Consider the following 21,151-nt stretch of genomic DNA (forward strand, 5'->3'; position numbering starts at 1 on the left):
GGTCGCAAAGTTGGACTTATTTAGTTAAGTCCCCGCTTTTCCCGAATTGTTCGGTTATAGCGGAACAAGTCACACGTAATCTTCATTGAGCACCATACCTCCATATGTGGTAAACACCGCTGCAGCCTGCGCAGACCCGTTCAACCACTCACGAATCAGCATGGCAGGTGTACGATTGGTATTTTTGACGGTTACTGTGAAAAAATCCCCCATTGCCAGTGTATATCTACGCCCTGGATCGTCTGAAGCCAGCAAACCAGAAGAAGGAAACAGCTTTGCTTTAATCTGAGCTGAATAATAGCCATCCTGCACAGTTTCATAGGCTCCTGAGAATGTGCTCTGATCCATCGGATCTGAATAATGAGGTACATATTTTTTGTGCAAATGCTCCATGGCAATCTCATAGGCGTTACCCGTTCGAGCCATCTGCTCTTCGAACTCTGCATACATGCCGGGCGAAATATATCCCTTTGTTCTGACCGCATCAACAAAACGTGTAACCGTCTGAACAACGGCCATTCGTGCCATGTCATCCTGTCGATCCGCAGTCTCTGCTGCCGGGTATACATAAAGCAAAATCACTGCCAGCAAAACTGCTAGCAGCTTGGATGCGGCATTAATCAAGGTGTACTGGCCTCCTTCCAAAATGCAATCTTCAGCAGTTCACCAGCCTCACTTCTTATGAACTCAGGTCTATACGAAGCACTAAGCAGGACTGGTATGGTTACTTTTCTGTTTACAAGGGGATCAATGACGTATGCATTGCCGTCTACCTCTACGCTGACCGTTGTCCCTGTCATTTGCCTTACAGTGTGTAAGACCTCAGCACCACTATAACGGGTTGGTTCACTGATGCGTAAAGTAGTGTTCAGCCTCCCTTCCATCTCTGTTGTCGTCTGCACCATGTGACTCAGAGCGTCTGATAGAACCCTAATATTTTGCTGCCCGTACAGGCAGGCTGTCACAAAAAGGACAACCGCCGTACAGAACAACATAAGCTGCTGTGTATTCTGGGACATCTTAAACCAACTCCTGTCAGGATTGCTGGAAAATAAGCCCTCTTACCACGTTAGATCTGTCTTTTACAATAATTGCTTTGAATTTACCGCTTGGATTGACATACTGATTATCTTTTTCACTCATGGTTTGATTAATAATGCCGACTTTATCATCTGGAGAAATCACTGAACCATAATCCGCATTATTGAGATCCTGGGAGATGTTTAACTGATTACCGTACCATTGGCCTCCTTTATTTTTACCTGTAATAACTTGAATACCGAACTGATCCTTGTCCGCATATTTACGCAACGCGTTTGTAACCTGTGATCCGCTAATGGTAGTTCCGTCATAGACCGTAAATGCAGCTTGGGATAACTCGGTCTGAATATCCGCAAAATTGTTTTGTGCCGTTTTGGTCGCCTCTTGAGCCGAAATAAACAACAAAACTACAATTGTAATAAGGGCGATGGTCAGAAAGATACCTGCTGCCACCTTTAAAGCGCTTGATGCATTGTTCATGATAATCCTCCTAAATATATTGTTTTTAATTTATTTCAGACTGTGACGTACATGACCGTTACAGTTTCTGAATCTGTTCATAATAAATGTTCATTTGCAGGAAACTCATACCTACCAACGGAATGACCAGATAGAGGAAGATCAAGGCATACATCGGTGTAAATCCGATCATTCTTCCCCAGGACGCTTTGACATCAATCATCTTGGTATATTCCTGCTTGCGTTGTTCAAAATAAAAGGCCATCATGCTATCCAGATCGTCAAAAGCTTCCCGAATTGAAATTTTCCCGAGTGCAAGTTGCAGTTTCTCCACCAGACGCTGAAATTCAGGCAAACCTGCTTCCTCTTTTAATTGTTCAAGTGCATGCTCCGGCCCATGTTCAAAATGCAACAAACATTTTTGCAGCGGCCTTTTGAAAATGACTGCAAAGCGATTGAGCCATTCCAACATCTCCTCGACAGACATACGGTCCATTTCCCGCAAGATCGAGATCACCGTCTGAAACTGATAGATTTCATGTTTCATGTCCATACTGCGCATCTTGCGCTGGAACAGCATGAGCCAGATCGGCATGTGATAACCCGCTATACCTATCATCATCGCAATAATTAGCTCCCACCAGTGGAGGTACTGCTTGTTGTATACTTCCAACTTCTGCAGAATGCGCGCAACGGTTTCCGTCTGAGTATCATGATCCAGTTGCACAGGATTCATAGACTGCAATGCATTGGAGACTTCATCAAAAGTTGCTCCACGCCTCATTTCGATGCTTTCAAGTACCGCTTGATCCAAGCTTGTCTTTTCCGTAGCCTGCTTCAATTCCGCCGCTCCCATCGCGCCAAACATCCGGTCATCTCTCACAGGATCATGTAAGATATGATTTCGTTCAACCTGATGCAGCAGAAAGACGCAGCCAATGGTCAGGACAAAACTGCTTGCAAATAACATCAGCCTTCGTATTGCAAGCCATTCATATTTCAGTTCCGAACTGCTTTCCCGCATTAGTCTTACGGTTTGACTATAGTTGGTACTACCAGGCTTGGCCGCGAACAACATCGCGACTTTACGGATGAATGTCTGCTTGTATAAGAACTGATCAATCCTGGAGTGTTTGCGCCCAGTCCGATATCGGGTTTCATCATATTGCTGCAGTCTTTGCAAAAGCAAGTAGGCAAGTATGATAATGACATAGATTGAAATTTTGGTAACAAACCCGATTTTGCTGCGATAGAATTCATCCATAGTTGGAAAACTTCCTCTGGCCCAGCGTTCAATTGGAGCTGTGAATAGAACGGGGGCGAAGGCAATGATATTTAACCCTTTTAACAGATAGTCCAATTTGTCCCGCCGCAAAATCTCCAGATGAATTTCCTGCGTCAGATTCCCCAGACCTTTCAAGTAAATCGAACCCTGTGCTCTGTCTTTATCACCGAATTCCATCACCATATATGAAATACCGGCAAAACCTTTAAGAAAACGATTAGGTGCAATTTCATAGTAACGTTCCAAAGCTTCGTTCGGGTCCGGCGAAGTCAATGCTTCATATATCAACAGCACTTGCTCCGCAGCCTCTCCTTTACCTGCTTCCGCTGCTTCATACAGTGCTTCCTCTACCATTCCATGCTGATGATACCGATGCCTCACGTCGGCAAACAGATCCAGCATCTGTACCAACAGTCGCTTCTCCATACGATTCAGACACATATCCAGCACAAGACTGTTCAGAACTACAGCGCAGAGTACTGACAATATGACAAAGGCGATACCCGGCTGCATAAGGAACAGGATTACACTGATGCTCCCGTATCCTGCGAAAATAATTAGAACCACACTCATCGTCATTCGTCTTAATGCTGGTTCGTCGCCAACATGTCGATATGAGATTCGTTTCTGTACTTGTAAAATATAAACAGAGAGCAGCGGCACTTTCATGCCCCAGCGATAAGACTGTAGCAGGAACGATCCCCACCGCAGCGTACGATTTCCGTTCAGTGTAGCGATCCCTTTGTATTTACTTGAAGTATCCCCTCCTCTATGACGTAACAGATTCAGTATAAATAGCGTGATTACCAGACCACCTGCACATATCGCCAGCACCAAAAGAAGAACTAACTTAACGGTCATAGATATCACCCCAATGTTGCCTGATGAACTGTTCGAACAGCGCAGCGTCCTGTAGTGTCATCTGATCCCGCATATCTGTGATACTGCCCATTGAGATTGGAGCTGTGACGACGTAATTGCCATCCCTGTACTCGACTACATTGCGAAACGTAAAACCCGCCCGTTCTTCCACGCTGTCTCCTTTATTCGCACGTGGCAGACATTCCGTGATTCGTTCTATATATCTTCGTCCCTCAGCATCCTTCTTCATATGTACATCGAAATTAATGACACTAACTACTTGCTCCTCAGCAATATGTTCATGTTGGAACATACCTGTTTTGAGCAGTGAATTGCGGAGGGAGAAGACCAGATCACGGAACGTTTTGGCATGATGGGTAAACAGGGTGAACAGACTGGCAACCTGGGACATCTGAATCATCCAGGCTGCAACTTCGTCACTTGCTACTTCGCCGAGAATATTAACAGTACCATCCGTCTTTTTCTGTAAATCCAGTCCCTGTTGACCTGAAATATGCTCCGTCTCCCGGAAGCTTAGAATGTTACGCCGACTGTATATACGCCGCAGCTGCAGCTCGAAAGCCATCTCCTGTACACGCAGCGTATAGGAAGCGTAAATATGCTTCACCATTGCCATAAGCAGCGTCGTTTTACCCGACCCCTGTGCTCCAGTTACAGCTGTTATTCGACTGCCTTTCATCAAATATTGCAGCAAAGTAATGGGCAGATCTGCGTTGTTTCCGGTAATCAGCTGCTCCAGTGAGGCATTGGGAATATCGAATTTCCGGACAAAGAATGCCCATGATTCGGCAAAGGGAGGTCGGACAACAACGACACGTGATCCGTCCTTCATCTCGTTCACTTTGTACCCATTCGCTTCCGAAAGCTGTCCCGGATAGTTGTATTTATAAATATTTTGACATACCCTCTTCAGTTCACGGATACTGCCAAATGACAGGAAGGACAGATGAATAGACTTACCTTTATAGAAGATCCAGACACTTTCCATTCCGCTAAGTGGTTCTTCGAGGGGAGCGTCTTCAAGTCCATCCTCCAACAGATCGTTCCACGAAGCTGGCTGTCGTAGCCCCATATCCTGAACTGCATCCAGCATGCCGCTAACACCACCACTAACGCCATCTATCCGTTGATCTCTTATTTCATCAACAACCGAGAAGCCTTTGTAATGTTGATAGATGCGTTGAACAATGATATCTGTTTTTTCTCTAAATCCAAGTTCTCTATACTCACACTCAAACACATATCGGATATCCTCTTCGGAGATATAATAACTCCCTCCGTCATCTGCACTTTCATCCAGCCTCAGTCTGCCAAGGTCATAAGTATCAATCATGCGCGACAAGGCATCGACACCGAATTGCTGCCGGTATAGATAAAACACGATTTCGAATTGATCCTGAATCGTCAGCAACTCCGTTTCTCCAAAATAAATGACCTCATCGATATTTGACTTGTTCAGTCCTATGCTGTGAGTGAGCAGATCACCGATCAGATTTTTGACATACGTTTTGTCACTGATGCTTCCTGATACACAACCTTTAAGAGCCTTGCGCATCTCGGCACGCTGATTGATTCTTCGACGATATTCTTCTTCATGCAACCCGGCATCAGCAAGTTGGCTATGACTAAGCTCATGAAGCGAGTTCTTTACTTTCTCTGTCAGCACTTCAATTGTGAAGGATTCTCGCTCAGGAGCACGGTTATTCTTTTCACGATGGGAAGCTCTATATTTGAACCAAACATACGCAAGACATAACAGCAAAATTAATATTAACCATAGGGAATTCCAGAGCATCGGAGGTTCAGGCTCCCCTTTCCAACCTCTTTAGTACGGTACGCATTCCTGCGCCGTCCATAATGAGGCGAGCGAGTTCAGCCATACTTGCGGCAAAGCTCCCTTTACGAATGTCTTTATGGTTGCTAAGACCTTCCAATTGCAAGTACGCGGCCGCATCACGACGATTGAAGGCATCCAGAAATCCGGTGGTATACGGCAGCACCGATATCGAACCCTTGTATCGAAAACGCCGACGAATATTGGTAATGGTTGCGCGTGAATGTGGATCATACTTATTCAGTACGACATGCAGCTTTTGATCACTCATACACTCAGGTCTGATCTTTTCAAAAAAATGTTCCAGGTCCCTCATATTTTGATTCAGGTTTACCACAACATAGTCAGCTTGATCCAGCAGAATCTGAGCACTTGTGCCTGCGCGGTCTGCATCCAGAAGAACGAGATCATAGTATTCATTGGCTACATCCAGCAGCCTTTTTAAAGTCTCCACATGCTCTTGTGAGGTACGCTCCAACCGGTTAATTCTTCCAGTCAACAAATCCAGACGGTCTTTAAGGAGTGGCTTCGTATAATCCCTCAAATTATGCTTGTTCAGGCTCCCGCTTATATGCAGCCGTTCTACAGCATCCCATCCCCCCTCCTCAAATGTGAATACTGAACCCAGATCCTCTATTTCTTTTGGTGGAAGGGCAGCTTCAGTGCTGCTCCCGACTGGACCTGTATTTACAAGCAAAATTCTTGTCCTATATTGAAGTGCCATCGCATAGGCACCGATTAACGCACTTGAGGTGCTGCCTGTTCCTGAAAAAGGACTCCAAAACGTAATGGTGCTCATGCCCTCATCCTTTCTGCTTCTTTCATGGCCCGACGACTCTGAACATTTTCCCACCCGGTCAACTGCTCCACTAATCTGCATAGCGATTTTTTATAGTTCCGTGACAATGGCCCCAGGCGAATTCGACGATGGTGCTCGTTTTCCAGTTTGACTGCCGCAGTCAGCTCATCCCAAGGCAACATTAGCGATTCACCTGTCCATACAAACGGACTACCTTCCAGATATGCCCACAAATATCGAGCTTCCAGTTTGCAATCAACAGCATTGATCAAGATGCGTTGAAACGGCAGTTCTGCTGGCAGGGACTGCTCTTCCAGCAATCGCTTAAGCCAGCCTTTGCCCCGTTCCAGATTGTAGCGTTCATAATCACTGACCCAGACACGGATATCTGCCGTGAGCCATAGATCACGGGATGCAAAGTGTGATGTTTCCATGTCGTAAAGAACGTAATCATAGGTCTCCAATTTCTCACCACTCGCTTCAAGATGGCTCTCAACCGCTGTTGAAGTTACGAATTGACAGGCGATATCAAAACCTTCAAACTCTGTAATGCGCAGAGATTGCTGGCTTTCCCCAACGCCGTATCCATATTTCTGCTGTAATGTTCCGTCAACGAGCAAGACACGTTTACCGGAGGCTGCCAGTATTTTGCAAAGGTACAGCATCAGGTCATTCTTCTCACATAGCCCGGCAAAAATCCATGTTTGCATAGCTATCAAAGCCTCCTTAAGGTTCAAATACTCATTGTTATATGAATTATCAATCGATTTCCCTGCATATTTTACTCTCCGCCCGTCAGCAAGCTCTTCTGCTCATCCGCACTCGAAGCTGACGCTGAACCATTATCGCTCCCATTGCCTGTCGTTCCTGCGTTGCCCGAACCATCATTCCAGATGACACCATCCGCAGACGAGGAGTTATTCGCTCCAGGACGGTTATTGTAAGAGACAGAGGATTGTGCAACATCCTGCTCCACGCCTTGGGATGGCGCTGACATGGATGCGGCGAGTGAGCTTTCTAGCGAACTCCGCACTTGCCGCGCTAACTCCACTTCAGCCCGACGCACAAGATTAGGATCACTCTCCAACAGTTTTAACACTTCATTGTTGGCAGGGTATGTCGGGATTGCTGGAGTCTGGAACTGTGGTTCTACATAGGTTAAGGCATAGATTGAAGCTTTATGTAAATAGGCATCTACAATTGCACTTGAAAGGGACAGGATTTCCTCCTCTGTCATCGTAATCCATAGGGTAGCTGCATTTAATCTTTCGACTTTCTTTTTGGACAGGAGAATGTAGTCTTGACCCGTTGGAAACTGAATACGAATATCAATGTTATCTCCTTTGACGAGTGAAGATGGCAATAAAACGACCTGTAGTTCACGGTTTCTTAAATCCGGCGGCGCCGGGCTATCCTCGTACACCATTTCAGTCGTAATGGCTGTTCCTTTTTTTAATTCTATTTTTGCCACTTGACCATCCATCTGCTTGGAGCTGGACCACAGATTCCTTGGTGCCTGTGCATCCGGAACTGCAATGAGTTTGATATCCTCAGGCAATATCGGCTCCCCTGCTTCAACATCCCGTACGGTCACCCATCCCTGTGCCCCTGAGTTCCACTGTTGCATCAATTCAGCTTCTTTTTGTTCATAAGCTGACGAGTAACGAGCCTCCACTTCAGACCTCGTATCACTCATGGTTTTGACATTGTAAATGACATATGCCCCAAACAACAGACCAATCGCTCCCGCTCCCGTCAGTCCAGCATAGATCAGTTGACGGCTTTGTTTTCTTAATTTAGACAAAAGAGGCTCTCCTTTCGCAATCTCTTCTAATCATTTACTCTTTTTCTTGCAAAAAATGAACGTTTCTTGGGAAGCTGCCCCATCATATGAGTCAGAATATGAGCAAAAACCTTATCCATCTGCGGTTCGCGATCAAAGGGATCAATATGTAAGGGCAGACCGTAGACACTGGAAGTGTCCAACGTTTTACGTATGCGCTGAACGGCATCAGCAGATGCAAGAGGCAGGCAGTAGATCCATTTGTCTCTCGGGTACCGGTTGTGAGAACGGACAAAAGATCCAATCTCAGCCTGTCTCCATTCGGCACCGGAACCTATAACAATGGGCAGATCGGCTCTTAGAAACTCTTCGAGACGGTTCTGGTCCTGACCACTCCCCAGATCCATTATAATGAACTGATAGCTACCACCTAGCAAAGACAGGATGTCTGCGCGTCCTGATTGTTTCCAGTAGTGCACACCATCCACTGCAAACTGTCTGCCTGCTGGCACGGGTTTACCGGCATGCGCCACTTGTTGAATTCGTGCAAACGATTGAGAACGTGGCGACATCTCGATTATGGCCACTTTGAAGTTCTGCCGCTCCAGATAGTGACTGATGGCTATGGCCGTATGCGTAACCCCAACTCCGGATGATGCGCCTGTCAAAGCAATTACTCTTGTCCCTCCGCTTATCGTCACCGTTGTTTCTGAACCACCAGTCGCTATTCCCGGTCTGCGCAGCAGTTCTTTACGAACTTCATCAGCAGATTGAAAGCGCTCATTCGGATTCAGTCGCAGTAACCTTCTCGCAACAGGAATATAGGTACGTGGAACATCACTGCGAATGGAACTTTCTACTCCCTGAATCCATTCCGTATAAGCTCCACATGTCATGAGATAGAGCAGCAATGCTCCAAGCCCATACAGATCAGAACGCGCATCCGTCTGTCCCGAACCATATTGCTCCGGTGCAGCGAATCCGGCTGTCCCCAATTTAACCGTGTCATCGACGCTTTGTGCTTTATAACTCCGCGCTATCCCAAAATCAATCAGTCTGACTTCATGTTCCGGTGTAATCATAATGTTGGATGGTTTCAAATCCCGATAGATGACGGGTGGGTCCAGACTGTGCAAATAACTTAGTACATCCAGCAGCTGAAGCACAAACTCCGTCATATGTTCAAGCGGAATCTTCCCGCGACATTGCTTGAAATAGTCACTGAGAGTCAATCCCTCAATGTATTCCATCACAAGATACGTATACCCGTGCTCATCCGGGACAAAAAAATCTACAATTTGCGGCAATCTGGGATGACGCAGAGAGGTCAGGAGAGCTGCTTCCGACTCCATACTGCCCTCGTATGGCAATGCCGTCACGCTTTCTTTGATCGCCCAGGTTTTTCCAGGCAACTTCAAATCCTCTGCTTCATATACATGGCTCATTCCACCCGAACCGAGAATGGACACGATACGATATCTTCCTCCCAGCAGGCTTCCACGCTCGAGCCTGGCCGGATGTCTCATATAGACTCCTCCTTGTTATGCATAACAAAAAAGGGAAAGCTTCACCGAAGCGGAACAGACCGGATTTCCGGACTCGTTCACTTCGGGATGCTTTCCCTCAACTTGTTATGGTTAATATTGGTATCATTATAGTATAGGAAAATAGGTATTGTAAAGCATAAAATTTAATGCCATTAATGACTTAATACTTAATCATATATAACGTGATTTCTTCACGGTTGTGAAACAACTGTTTGGAGCGTTGAATCTGCATCCGTGAGCGTTCAAATGTGTCGATGACTTCTTTAATCAGCGCAAGCGGCTTTTTATGCAGTAACTTCACTGTCACAACCGCTGTCCCCCCCGACTGGAGACTGTATAACAGGTCCGATATAAGACGGCTCATCAGTTTGGGACTCCAGCTCATGTCACATACGAGCAGATCAAATTCCCCTTCGCGGAAGCGTACATCACCTGCATTTTTTTTCAAAAAGGTCAGCTTTGGCGATTCCAACAGGGTCGCATCCATCTTGGCCGGATCAACAGCTGTAACTTCGAGCCCGCGCTCAAGCAGGAAAGAGGTCCAACCACCAGGTGCAGCACCAATATCCAATGCTTTGTGGAAAGAAGTAAAGTCGATACCAAACGTCTGCTCCGCTTCAAGCAATTTGAATTTGGCCCGCGAGATTTGCCCCTCTTCCTTCTGAAAACGAACGGCTCCCCCACTCCAGTCCGACAGATTTTGATCAGGTCTGGAAACGCCGGCATATAACATGTCATTTGCAACGAAGACAGATATAACATGATCCGCCTCACGGACAACCCACTCACAGCCAAGGGCATCCAGCTTCTCGGTCAGCAGTTGTTTCAAAGAAACAGCGTTCTCCTGCCAGAAGGCCCCTTCGGTTTTACGAACTTGTAATGTTACTTTAGTACCTGTTAACTCGGTATGATTCAGTACAAATGAAATCAATTTTTCCATCGCTTGCGCTGAATCTTCGGTATTTTCCTGAAATTGAACAGGTTGAATATGACGTAAAAACGTCGGGTTCTCTTGCAACAGCTTAATCGCTACCTCTTCTTCCGCGATAGGAAGACCGGCCAGCAGAATTTCACCCGGTACGAGTACCGTGCTCTTGACTGCACCAAACGTGCGGCGCAATTCCTCTTGAGCATATGGCGCAAAGCCATGGTTGGCTGTGCAAATAAAACGGGAAAAGTCTCCTTCACCCCAAGATGACTGTGTACTCAAAATGTGTTACCCTCCAGAACGTACGCGGATCCAGGGACGTCCATCATGCCACTGGATATCAACTGGAACATCGTACGTATACTTAATTGTATCTTGTGTTAAAACTTCATGCTTGAGACCTGCCGCAGCAATACGTCCATCACGGATCAAGGCCACATGTGTGAATAATGGTACGATCTCCTCGACGTGATGCGTCACATAAACGACAGTAATATTACGCTTACGCAGTCGATCAATTTCGGCCAACATTTTCTCGCGTTCGTATAAATCAAGTCCGGCACAAGGCTCGTCCATAATCAGCAATTTGGGATCTGCCATCAGTGAACGAGCCAGCATTACTTTTTTGCGCTCTCCTTGAGAAAGGGTGCCGAGTGGATGATTAGCCAGCTTGGCAAAGCCCATTTCATCAAGCAGGTTCATCGCTTTGGCCTTCACATCATCCGGAATCGTTTGATAGAAACGTAAAAAGGCATAAGCGCCTGTTGCAACAACTTCCCACACCGGATCCCGAAGTGTAAGTTTCTCAATCAATGTTTGGCTGATATAACCAATTTCTTTCCGAACCTCCCGAACATCACATTGTCCATACAGGTTACCCAGTACCTCAATGCGCCCCTGACTCGGAAACATATACCCATTCATCATTTCCAGCAGCGTGGTTTTACCTGAACCATTGCGCCCGAGAATCACCCAATGCTCGCCTTCTTTAACATGCAGATGGACGTCATCCAGAATCTGATTGTCTTCTCGTCTAAGAGAGACATGCTCCATCGAGATTACACTCATTTTAGCACCGCCTTCCGGATTTCTCCTAACAGATGCTCGACAGAGTTCATCCGATAAACCATTCTGGGCACATCATGTTCTCCATTAAACAACATAACCGCAGGGACGCTCGAAATCTGAAATTGCTGCACAAGTTCCGGGATATCGTGAATATTCATCTCGGTCAAAATCCCTTCGGGCAGCAAATGTTCGGCGATTTCAAGCATTCGACGTGCCGCCGCGCAAGTTCCGCATAACGGGGTATAGATAAATACAGCCTGAGGCATGCCTTCCCATACGCCGCGCATTAACATTTTAGTCGTAATCGGCTTCATCAGCTTTGTTCTCCCGCAGCAACACGAAGCATAACCTCACCCGACATCGGACCATTATGAATGGTGACAGAGTCAGGTTTATTACTGTACAACAATTCGTACATTTGACGTTTGCCATACATGCTGGACGTGTGCAAATAGATCTGGCGCGGAAATAAGCCTTCCCGAACGATTGAAGCAGCAACTTCACCGCCATTCGGCGAATCCGGACCCAGTTCATAATCCAGGGATAAAATATCCACGTCACCTTCTCTAAGCAGCATCAGGCATTCTTCTGCATTGGTAGCCAGAACAAACCCTTTCGGACATGCCCGGTAATCATCCAAAAAAACATGCATTACAATCGCTCCTCTCCCCAATTAAAGCCAGGAACGCATGAGCTCAATGTCACCACGGTGTGTTCCATCTTCGCCTGATTCGGTCTCCAGCACAACTACAGCTTGCTGAAATTCAGGCGCACATAACAGTTCCTGCATCGCTTTTGTTCCTATATAACCCTGTCCAATCCGTGCATGTCTGTCCTTGCATGAACCGGAAGGATATTTCGAATCATTAAAGTGAACAGCCGCAAGAGCATCCCAGTATCCCAGCAGTCTGCCTTTCTCCAGCATCGATGCCTCATTGCCATTCGTCCACATACCTGAAGCAAAAGCATGACACGTGTCAAAGCAAAAAGCAATATGCTCGGGATACCGGCTTAGCTTGCGAATTTGTATCAATTCTTCCATCGTCGTTCCCATCGGGCCATGATCTCCAGCCTGATTTTCAAGCAAAACCTTAGCCTGTCCATCCCAATCTGCTAATGCGGTATCAAGACAGGTTATGAGATTCTGATATCCTTCAAGTGGTTCATTGCTCTTGATATGTCCAAAGTGAACTACAGTTCCTACTGAACCGCAGGCATCCGCAATATGCAGATCATTTTGTATTGATGCAATGGTTGCATGAAAACCCGCCTCTCCCCGGGTTTTGCCCAAAGCCGGATTCGTGGGATAGGGTGAGTGGGCAATGGAAGCCATCCCCTGCTTCTCACACCAATCCCTGCACTGTTCAGCATCCTTGAGATCCAGATCTTTCAGACCAAGGCTTCGCGGGTTCTTCGGAAAATACTGAAATGCCGTAGCCCCGATATCATATGCCCGCTTGGCTGCCTGAAGAAATCCGCCTTTGGTGCTGACATGTGCCCCGATTCCGCTGTTAGGCCTCATGCTGGCAATCCGGACAGAAGAAAGCCTTCTTGCCCGTAATTTCCACACGCGCTATCGTTCCCCCACAGCGAGGGCAAGTTTCCCCTTCACGATCATATACCCGGCACTGCTCATCAAAACTTCCTGTCTTGGTATCTCCCTGCATCAACGGCATTTCCATATAACCGCCTTCCGATGCAGCTTCCCGCAACACGGATTGTACAGAATGGAACAAACGTGCTGTGAGCTCAGGTGAAGCAGCAATATTTTGCGTTTTGGAGCTTGGTCTCAAACCTGCTGCAAATGCAATCTCATCCGAATAACAATTTCCGATGCCTGCAATAATGTGCTGGTTGACCAGCGTAGTTTTGAGTGTACCCCGGCGTCCTTTCAACAGGGCAGCAAAACGTTCTGCATTCATGCGCCGATCAAGTGGTTCAGGTCCAAGGTCAGACATGGCCTCTTCCGTCTCTTTGGAAGTAAGCAGGTGCAGATAGCCTAAACGAAGCCCAATAAAGAACAACGTATATTCTCCAAACTGAATCTCCACTTGAGTGGAACGATCAGGACGTTCAGCTTCCGTACCCCAGAAAATCATTCCGCCCAGCATCAGGTGCAGTACAAGCCGCTTACCATTAGCCAGATGAAAGATCAGATGTTTGGCCCGGCGCTCTACAAATATGATACGATTCCCTGTCAGTTCACGGGTGAACACATCAGGATCAGTATTAATCGACTTTTCATTGTTAACCACTACACCTGTAATGGGCAAATCAAGTATTTTCTCGGACAGCAAGGTCCGGTAGTTTTCCATTTCCGGTAATTCCGGCATCGTACATCTACCCCTTCTTGGATGCTTGGCCTGTCGTCTGCGACAGCCACTCAATCAGTTTATGCAAATCTTCAAACACATGATCAGGACGAACCTTGGTCGCCTGGATGTGGCTATCCATATTGTCCCGTGTCGTTATTCCGGTAAGAACCAGTAGGGTCTCGCATCCTGCTGCTGCCCCTGCCGCAATATCTGTACGCATATTGTCTCCGATTACAGCAACTTCATCAGACTTTAAGTTCAATCGGCTAATGGCCGACTTCATAATAATACTTGACGGTTTTCCAATGACAGTAGGATGAACTCCGGTTGCTGCTTCTATCGCTGCCCCGATCGTTCCTGCTCCAGGTGTAAGTCCATCATCAGAAGGTAACTGCAAATCCGGATTGGTCATGACAAATTTAGAGCCGCCGTTGATCCAGCGAAGCGCATTGGTCAATTTCTGATAGGAAAATTCACGATCAATTCCTTGGATAACGTATTCAGGTTCATCATCCGTTCGTTTAAGCCCTGCAGCTTCAATCGCTTGCAGCAGCCCTTCTTCTCCGATACAAGCCACTTTCGCACCTGGAGTCTCTTTAGCCACGTATTCCGCAGCCGCCACCGCAGAAGTACATACTTGCGACGCATCGGCGGGGATACCCATCCCGTTGAGATGATCTGCCACGCCTTGCGGTGTACGTGAAGAATTATTAGTCACAAACAAATAAGGCATGCCTTGTTCATTCAATGTCCGAATAAGCTTATCGGCTCCTTCAATACGATGTCTGCCATGATAGAGCGTACCATCCAGGTCAATCAGATAGGCCTTAATCATATACAGCACTTCCTTTCTTTATTCCATTAACATTTCATGCCCTTAACTATTTGTCTCGAACTTCAATGCTAACCTATGTATACAGTAGTGCAAAAAGATGGAATGCTCGCATCTGCACGTAACACGTCGAACCAAATCGAACAAGGACGTATGGCAGCGCGCGCCTTCTGTACAAGCTTGTCATTTCCTGCGCTTTCCCGGAAAATAATATGAATCATTTCCCTGTTTATATTGCCCATCCTACACGCTTTCCGGCCAGATTGCAAAAGGGACCTCGGGAATAACTTCCCCTCAGTCCCGTGCAATTAACGGCTTCTTCTCCGGTCGTGTTTTGCTGTTTTGCTTCGCACATCCACTAATGAGACTCATTCTTGCAGTGAACTACTGGAATCAGTTCATGTTCAATCGCAAGTTTCGTATTCGGGAATATCGACTGTGCCTCCTCCAGCAGGGGCTGCAACTGGTCTTCATCTTTGTAGCGAGAGCTAAAGTGGGTCATGATCAGCTGTCCTGCATGTGCCGCTCTCGCCGCCTCAGCCGCTTGCTTCGAAGTACTATGATAGTACTCATGAGCCGTATCAGCCAAATCATGCAGAAACGTAGCTTCGTGTACAAGCACATCGGCATTGAGGGCAAGGGGCTGTACATTCTCACACGGACGTGTATCTCCCAAAATGGTAATGACCATCCCACGCTTTGGTGCTCCCAGCACATCTTCTGGCCGAAGCGAGTCTCCGTTGTCGAGGGTAATGGTTTCTCCTCTCTTCAAGCGACCAAATAGCGGCCCTGGCTTCAAACCATACTCAGCCATTTTCGCTGGGTCCAGACTGCCTGGACGATCCTTTTCGGTAATCCGATACCCATAACTGTCAATACGGTGCTCCAGCAATGCCGATTCCACAATAAAGCTCTCATCTTCAAAAAGCACTCCGCCTGTATGTTCCACAATGCTTAGATCATAGTTGAGACGTGATTGGCTTAACTCCATGGTTGTCATAATCATTCGCTCAGTTCCTGGTGGACCATACACCGTTAACGGTGTAGTGCCGCCTTGGTATGCTCTGCTGGAGAGCAGACCTGGAAGTCCGAATACATGATCTCCATGTAAATGGGTTATAAATATTTTCTCCAGTTTGCTCAATTTAAGCGGAGAACTTAAAATCTGATGCTGGGTTCCTTCCCCGCAGTCAAACAACCACAATGCTCTGCGCTCATCCAACATGCGCAGCCCTATGGAAGTTACATTCCGCTGAAGCGTAGGTACACCAGCGTTAGTTCCCAGGAAATATAGTTCCACTCTGGATCGCACCTCTTTCTACTGCCAGCAAAAAGCCTCCGACAATGCGGAGGGCTTTGCCTGACCTTTTACTTTTATGCCTTATCCACGTTAAAATACTTCGCTTGCGGATGGCTGAACACCATCGCCGATACGGAAGCTTCCGGTTCCATCATGAAACCTTCAGTCAGTTCCACACCAATATCCTCAGGCTGTAATAGTTTAAACAGTGGCCCTTGGTCTTCCAAATCGGGACATGCCGGATATCCAAATGATACCCTTATTCCCTGATATCGTGCTCCATGACGTTGCTTCATAGTCATCTGTGCTGGGTCCGGGAATCCCCAGATATCTCTCATCATATGATGGACCCGCTCCGCTAATCCCTCTGCTACTTCAAGCGCTACGGATTGTAGAGCATGTGAACGGAGATAATCACCCTTCTCCTTCCAGGCCGTCGATAATTCTCGTACGCCATGCCCGGCAGTTACGACCATGAAACCAACGTAATCCATTTGTCCGGATTCCACCGGCTTCAAGAAGTCGGAAAGGCACAGGAATGGTTCGACTTTTTGACGCGGGAACGTGAATGTGTGCAAGATATTATTGGTATTCTCAGGGTCATAGATGATGACACTGTTACCACTGGACTGAGCCGGGAAGAAACGATACATAGCGTGCGCCTGAATAATCCCGTCACGCACAGCCTCCTGCATAATATCATCCACGACTGCTTTCAGATCAGTGGCTTTCTGATCACCCGAAGCAAGCAACTGCTCTACTGAGCCACGCAAACCAAGATGGTGCCCGAGCAGCATCTGCATGTTCACATACGGTAATATGTGGGATAGCGGATAGTTCCGCATAACATGTCGTTCCAGATCCGGTGGAACGAGAACCGGGTTGTCTATTGCGATATCCGAGCGCTCTACCCGTGTAAGCTCGGGAAGTGATGTAACGGTTTCTGCACCAGCTGCGTCCGCCTCTTTTTCAGCGTCCATCTCCAGTTGCATCACTTGACGCGTGCTAGGGTTCATCAGCTTGTTGGCCAGATCCAGGCCATCCATTGCATCTTTTGCATATACAACCATTCCGTTATATTCCGGGCGTATACGATTTTTGGTGAATTTGCGTGTCAGTGCCGCTCCACCAACCATAATAGGTACGTCAATACCTGCTGTGCGCAAGTCCTGAGCTGTAAGAATCATCTGTTGCGCCGATTTTACCAACAGACCGGACAGACCGATCGCATCGACTTTTTCTTCTCTGTACGCCTCGATAATTCGCTCTGGTGGTACTTTTATACCCAAATTAATGATCCGGTAACCGTTATTGGAAAGGATGATCTCCACCAGGTTTTTGCCGATGTCGTGTACATCGCCCTTGACCGTGGCTAGAATAATCTTTCCTTTAACAGACGTCTCGTTCTTCTCCATGAACTGTTCCAAATAAGCTACCGAAGCCTTCATGACTTCCGCGCTCTGCAGCACCTCTGCTACGATCAGCTCATTGTTGTTAAACAGTCGGCCTACTTCTTCCATTCCCCGCATCAGCGGGCCATTGATTACTTCAAGGGCTGTATATTTGGTAAGTGCCTGTTCCAGATCGGGCAGCAAGCCTTCTTTGCTACCTTCAACAACATACGATGCGAGGCGTTCTTCCAAGGACAGGTTCGAAATTTTTTCTTTTTTCTCAACCTTTTTGTTACGAAACGCGGCTACGAATGCGGCCAGTGTTTCGTCATTCGTATTATATAAAAGCTCTTCCGAAAGTCTGCGCTCTTCCTCCGGAATGGAGGCATAACGCTCCAGCTTCTCTGTGCTAACGATGGCATAATCGAGACCTGCTTTGGTACACTCATACAAAAATACAGAGTTCAGCACTTCACGTCCTGCTTCAGGCAATCCAAATGAAATGTTACTGATCCCCAGTATCGTATGACATTCAGGCATCGCTTCTTTTATAACACGAATACCTTCAATCGTTTCTTTAGCCGAACCGATATATTGTTCATCGCCCGTACCTACCGGAAACACCAGGGTGTCAAAAATCAGGTCTTCGGCTTTTAATCCATATTTGTTCACCAGCAAATCGTAAGATCGCTTCGCTACCTCCAGCTTGTCCTCACGACTAATGGCCTGACCGCGTTCATCAATCGTTCCGACAACGACAGCACCGCCATATTTATGCAACAACGGAGTGACCAGCTCGAACTTTTCTTCGCCATCCTCAAGGTTAATGGAGTTAATTATGGCTTTACCTTGAGAGTATTGAAGTGCAAGATCAATGACGGCTGCATCTGTCGTATCGATCATGAGCGGCACTTTTACTTTTTTGACAACAAGCTCAAGGAACTTCTCCATGTCTTCAGCTTCTTCACGGTCCGGATCCTGAACACAAACGTCGACAACATGTGCCCCATTTTTCACCTGAGCCCGGGCAATTTCCGACGCTTCTTCATATTTGCCTTCAACAATAAGGCGCTTGAATTTCCGTGATCCAAGAACATTCGTTCGCTCACCAACCATGTAGGGACGATTATCCTGTTCAACATAGACTGGATCGATACCGGACAATGCTGGTGGATGTGTTCCGTTCATTTCTCTTGGAGGGTACTTGGCAAGCGTATCACGCATGGCGCGAATATGTGCAGGTGTTGTTCCACAACAGCCACCCGCGATGTTCAACCAGCCCTGCTCGGCAAAAGCACCGATCTTCTGTGCTAGCGAATCAGGAGATTCATGATAATTACCGTTCTCATCTGGAAGACCTGCGTTGGGATAACAACTTACCGCAACTGAAGCCATCCCGGAAAGCGAGCGAATATGGTCACGCATAAATTCCGGACCTGTAGCACAGTTTAGTCCCACTGAAATTGGGTTAAGGTGTTCTAAGGATATATAAAAAGACTCAATATTTTGACCAGCGAGGGTAGTACCCATCGGTTCAATCGTTCCTGAAATCATCAAAGGAAGCTTGATGCCACTTTGCTCGAATGCTTGCTGAATCCCAATGCTACCTGCTTTTACATTAAGCGTATCTTGTGAGGTTTCAAGCAGCAGCGCATCAACGCCTCCCTCAATTAAAGCAAGCGCTTGCTCGAAATAACTGTCGATGAGCTCCTGAAACGTTACCCCACCTGTTACAGACAGTGTTTTGGTGGTAGGTCCCATGGCACCTACCACATAACGCGGAGACTCCGGTGTCGAGAATCGATCCACAGCAGCTCTTGCAATCCTTGCTGCTTCGAGGTTGATTTCACGTGCACGGTCCTGAATGTCGTATTCAGCAAGTACAACAGACGTTGCACCAAACGTATTCGTTTCAATTAAATCAGCACCGGCTTCCAAATATTCCTCATGAATGCGCTGGATCAGCTCTGGACGTGTAAGTACAAGCATTTCATTACATCCGTCCAGGTCTTCTCCGCCAAAATCTGCGCCTGTGAGATCAACCTGTTGAATCATGGTCCCCATTGCACCGTCGAGGATCAATATTCGTTGTTTTAATGCATCGTGTAGGCTAAGCTTATCCAATATCGTCACCTCCGCAAAACGTTAAATCCTAGTTTAACAGAAACTAACTTAATGTGAAAGATCGGGATTAATCAGTCCCATTGCGGGTTTAAGTGAAGGCGGGACGAATTTGCGAATCGACAAAAACAGAGGAATCCGATATAATAGCAATTAAACCAAGTGGAAAAGAGGGAAAGAACATGGCTGAGATTGTAATCCGAAATACGAACGAACGTATCACTGGAGACGAAAATGTTCGAAATTTCTTAAACAAATATGATGTATTATATGAAAACTGGGACGCTTCCAAATTAAATACGGATCTGCAAAACAACTTTGGACTTACGGATGAACAAAAAGAAGAAGTACTCAAAACATATGACTATGAAATCAGAGATTTGGCTGCACGTCGCGGGTACCAAATCTGGGACGTAATTACGTTGTCTGAACAAACACCAGATATTGAAGAAAAGCTTGCCAAGTTCGAAGAAATTCACACTCATGCTGAAGATGAAATCCGTGCAATTGTAGCTGGTAAAGGAATTTTTGTCATCAAAGCTACAGATGATGTAGGCTACTTTAATGTAGAATTGTCTCCTGGAGACGTAATCTCGGTTCCTGAGAACACACCACACTTCTTCACATTAATGGAGAACAAACAAATCATTGCCGTGCGTCTGTTCATTGAAAAAGATGGCTGGATTGCAGATCCATACCCGGATCCAACGTTTATCAAACAAGCATAATAAAACGAATTCTATCCTTTGCTCAACAAACCCCTGTTCATTTCGAACAGGGGTTTCTGCATATGGAGATAGTATACAACATCCGAGCTCTATATAAAATAATGCGGATACTTTGCTTTCATCTTCTCTTGTTCCACAACAACAAGTCTGAGATGAGCTTCCATAACTTTAACAGCTCGATCGGTCTCACGTTCCGTGATAAGCCGGTATATTTCTTTGTGTTGTGAAATAATAACCTCTGCATCGGAATCTTCAGACAAGCGTAATAAACGAAGACGATTAAAAGGAATATTGAGCTGCTGCAGCATTTTCCATGTTCTCATTTTTCCTGTGCCCTGAAACAATATCTGATGAAACTCTTCATCCAGTTCAAAAAGCCGATAGAAATTATTCTTCCCTATGCATACTTCCTGCATGGCGATATTGGTTTCAAGTCTGAATCTGAATTCTTCAGGAAAAGCTGTACACGCCAGTGTGACAATTTCCTTCTCCATCTTCTCTCTCATAAATCGGCCTTCTTCAACGTGCTCCAGATTAATATGGGAGACAATGGTCCCGCTCTGTGGAATGATATCCAGTAATTCCTCTTCGGCAAGCTTCATGAAGGCTTCACGTACTGGTGTTCTGCTTACTTGCAATTCATCTGCAATTTCCTTCTCGGAAATCTTGGTACCAGGCTCAAGTTCAAGGTGCAGAATTCGTTCCTTTATCAGATTGTATGAATAAGCCCGGGTTGAACCTCTAATCTTTTGATTAAGTGACATTCCTTAACCTCTTCCTCTCAGCCGTATTCATCCATCTTAGCACAATTTGCCGCCCCACTAAAATTCCCTTAGTG

The 21,151-nt window shown here is 46.4% G+C and carries 20 protein-coding genes; 1 reads left to right on the forward strand and 19 read right to left on the reverse strand.

Annotated features, from left to right (window positions below; all coding sequences use genetic code 11):
* Window positions 1–69: 69 nt before the first annotated feature.
* The 18 genes from QP794_RS28480 to metH form a co-directional block, all read right to left on the reverse strand.
* On the reverse strand, window positions 70–624 hold the full coding sequence (locus tag QP794_RS28480; RefSeq protein ID WP_285080089.1) for a hypothetical protein: 555 nt from the start codon (window positions 622–624) through the stop codon (window positions 70–72).
* The gene (locus tag QP794_RS28485) at window positions 621–1,019 is read right to left on the reverse strand and encodes a hypothetical protein (RefSeq protein WP_285080090.1); all 399 of its coding nucleotides are present in this window, start codon (window positions 1,017–1,019) and stop codon (window positions 621–623) included. Before QP794_RS28485 ends, QP794_RS28480 begins: the two co-directional genes overlap by 4 nt.
* Before the next feature lie 16 nt (window positions 1,020–1,035).
* The gene (locus QP794_RS28490) at window positions 1,036–1,521 is read right to left on the reverse strand and encodes a hypothetical protein (RefSeq protein ID WP_063562843.1); all 486 of its coding nucleotides are present in this window, start codon (window positions 1,519–1,521) and stop codon (window positions 1,036–1,038) included.
* A gap of 58 nt (window positions 1,522–1,579) precedes the next feature.
* Complete coding sequence (locus QP794_RS28495; protein ID WP_285080091.1) at window positions 1,580–3,646, reverse strand: hypothetical protein; 2,067 nt, start codon at window positions 3,644–3,646, stop codon at window positions 1,580–1,582.
* Complete coding sequence (locus QP794_RS28500) at window positions 3,636–5,462, reverse strand: ATPase, T2SS/T4P/T4SS family (protein WP_285080092.1); 1,827 nt, start codon at window positions 5,460–5,462, stop codon at window positions 3,636–3,638. Before QP794_RS28500 ends, QP794_RS28495 begins: the two co-directional genes overlap by 11 nt.
* A gap of 7 nt (window positions 5,463–5,469) precedes the next feature.
* Entirely contained in the window at window positions 5,470–6,300 is an 831-nt protein-coding gene (locus QP794_RS28505) for a CpaE/TadZ family protein (protein ID WP_285080093.1), read from the reverse strand.
* On the reverse strand, window positions 6,297–7,010 hold the full coding sequence (locus tag QP794_RS28510) for a hypothetical protein (protein ID WP_285080094.1): 714 nt from the start codon (window positions 7,008–7,010) through the stop codon (window positions 6,297–6,299). The genes QP794_RS28505 and QP794_RS28510 overlap by 4 nt, the downstream gene beginning before the upstream one ends.
* Window positions 7,011–7,081: 71 nt before the next feature.
* Window positions 7,082–8,104: an SAF domain-containing protein gene (locus QP794_RS28515; protein ID WP_024630380.1), complete on the reverse strand. Its 1,023-nt coding sequence runs from the start codon at window positions 8,102–8,104 to the stop codon at window positions 7,082–7,084.
* Between the two features lie 26 nt (window positions 8,105–8,130).
* On the reverse strand, window positions 8,131–9,609 hold the full coding sequence (locus QP794_RS28520; protein WP_285080095.1) for a serine/threonine protein kinase: 1,479 nt from the start codon (window positions 9,607–9,609) through the stop codon (window positions 8,131–8,133).
* A 181-nt stretch (window positions 9,610–9,790) separates the two neighbouring features.
* The gene (locus QP794_RS28525) at window positions 9,791–10,840 is read right to left on the reverse strand and encodes an SAM-dependent methyltransferase (RefSeq protein WP_285080096.1); all 1,050 of its coding nucleotides are present in this window, start codon (window positions 10,838–10,840) and stop codon (window positions 9,791–9,793) included.
* A gap of 6 nt (window positions 10,841–10,846) precedes the next feature.
* A complete protein-coding gene (locus QP794_RS28530; protein WP_079349245.1) occupies window positions 10,847–11,626 on the reverse strand; it encodes an ABC transporter ATP-binding protein in 780 nt (259 codons plus the stop codon).
* Complete coding sequence (locus QP794_RS28535; RefSeq protein ID WP_285080098.1) at window positions 11,623–11,940, reverse strand: thioredoxin family protein; 318 nt, start codon at window positions 11,938–11,940, stop codon at window positions 11,623–11,625. Before QP794_RS28535 ends, QP794_RS28530 begins: the two co-directional genes overlap by 4 nt.
* A complete protein-coding gene (locus QP794_RS28540; protein WP_024630385.1) occupies window positions 11,940–12,278 on the reverse strand; it encodes a cyclic-phosphate processing receiver domain-containing protein in 339 nt (112 codons plus the stop codon). The genes QP794_RS28535 and QP794_RS28540 overlap by 1 nt, the downstream gene beginning before the upstream one ends.
* A gap of 21 nt (window positions 12,279–12,299) precedes the next feature.
* A complete protein-coding gene (locus QP794_RS28545) occupies window positions 12,300–13,148 on the reverse strand; it encodes a deoxyribonuclease IV (RefSeq protein WP_285080099.1) in 849 nt (282 codons plus the stop codon).
* Entirely contained in the window at window positions 13,138–13,959 is an 822-nt protein-coding gene (locus tag QP794_RS28550) for an Fpg/Nei family DNA glycosylase (RefSeq protein WP_285080100.1), read from the reverse strand. The genes QP794_RS28545 and QP794_RS28550 overlap by 11 nt, the downstream gene beginning before the upstream one ends.
* Window positions 13,960–13,966: 7 nt before the next feature.
* Window positions 13,967–14,776 (reverse strand): TIGR01457 family HAD-type hydrolase, encoded by an 810-nt coding sequence (locus tag QP794_RS28555; protein ID WP_079349249.1) that lies wholly within the window; start codon window positions 14,774–14,776, stop codon window positions 13,967–13,969.
* 355 nt (window positions 14,777–15,131) lie between these two features.
* Window positions 15,132–16,073 carry a ribonuclease Z gene (gene rnz / locus QP794_RS28560; RefSeq protein WP_285080101.1) on the reverse strand — a complete coding sequence of 314 codons (942 nt, stop codon included), beginning with the start codon at window positions 16,071–16,073 and terminating at the stop codon, window positions 15,132–15,134.
* Window positions 16,074–16,147: 74 nt separating this feature from the next.
* Window positions 16,148–19,588 (reverse strand): methionine synthase, encoded by a 3,441-nt coding sequence (gene metH, locus QP794_RS28565; protein ID WP_285080102.1) that lies wholly within the window; start codon window positions 19,586–19,588, stop codon window positions 16,148–16,150.
* A 179-nt stretch (window positions 19,589–19,767) separates the two neighbouring features.
* Here metH and QP794_RS28570 point away from each other — a divergent pair, with 179 nt between their 5' ends.
* Complete coding sequence (locus QP794_RS28570) at window positions 19,768–20,313, forward strand: cupin domain-containing protein (protein ID WP_024630391.1); 546 nt, start codon at window positions 19,768–19,770, stop codon at window positions 20,311–20,313.
* A gap of 89 nt (window positions 20,314–20,402) precedes the next feature.
* Here QP794_RS28570 and QP794_RS28575 read toward each other — a convergent pair whose 3' ends face one another.
* Window positions 20,403–21,077 (reverse strand): GntR family transcriptional regulator, encoded by a 675-nt coding sequence (locus QP794_RS28575; protein WP_079349253.1) that lies wholly within the window; start codon window positions 21,075–21,077, stop codon window positions 20,403–20,405.
* Between the last annotated feature and the right edge of the window lie 74 nt (window positions 21,078–21,151).

The sequence above is a fragment of the Paenibacillus sp. UMB7766-LJ446 genome (genome assembly GCF_030226665.1).
In the GTDB taxonomy this organism is placed as follows: domain Bacteria; phylum Bacillota; class Bacilli; order Paenibacillales; family Paenibacillaceae; genus Paenibacillus; species Paenibacillus vandeheii.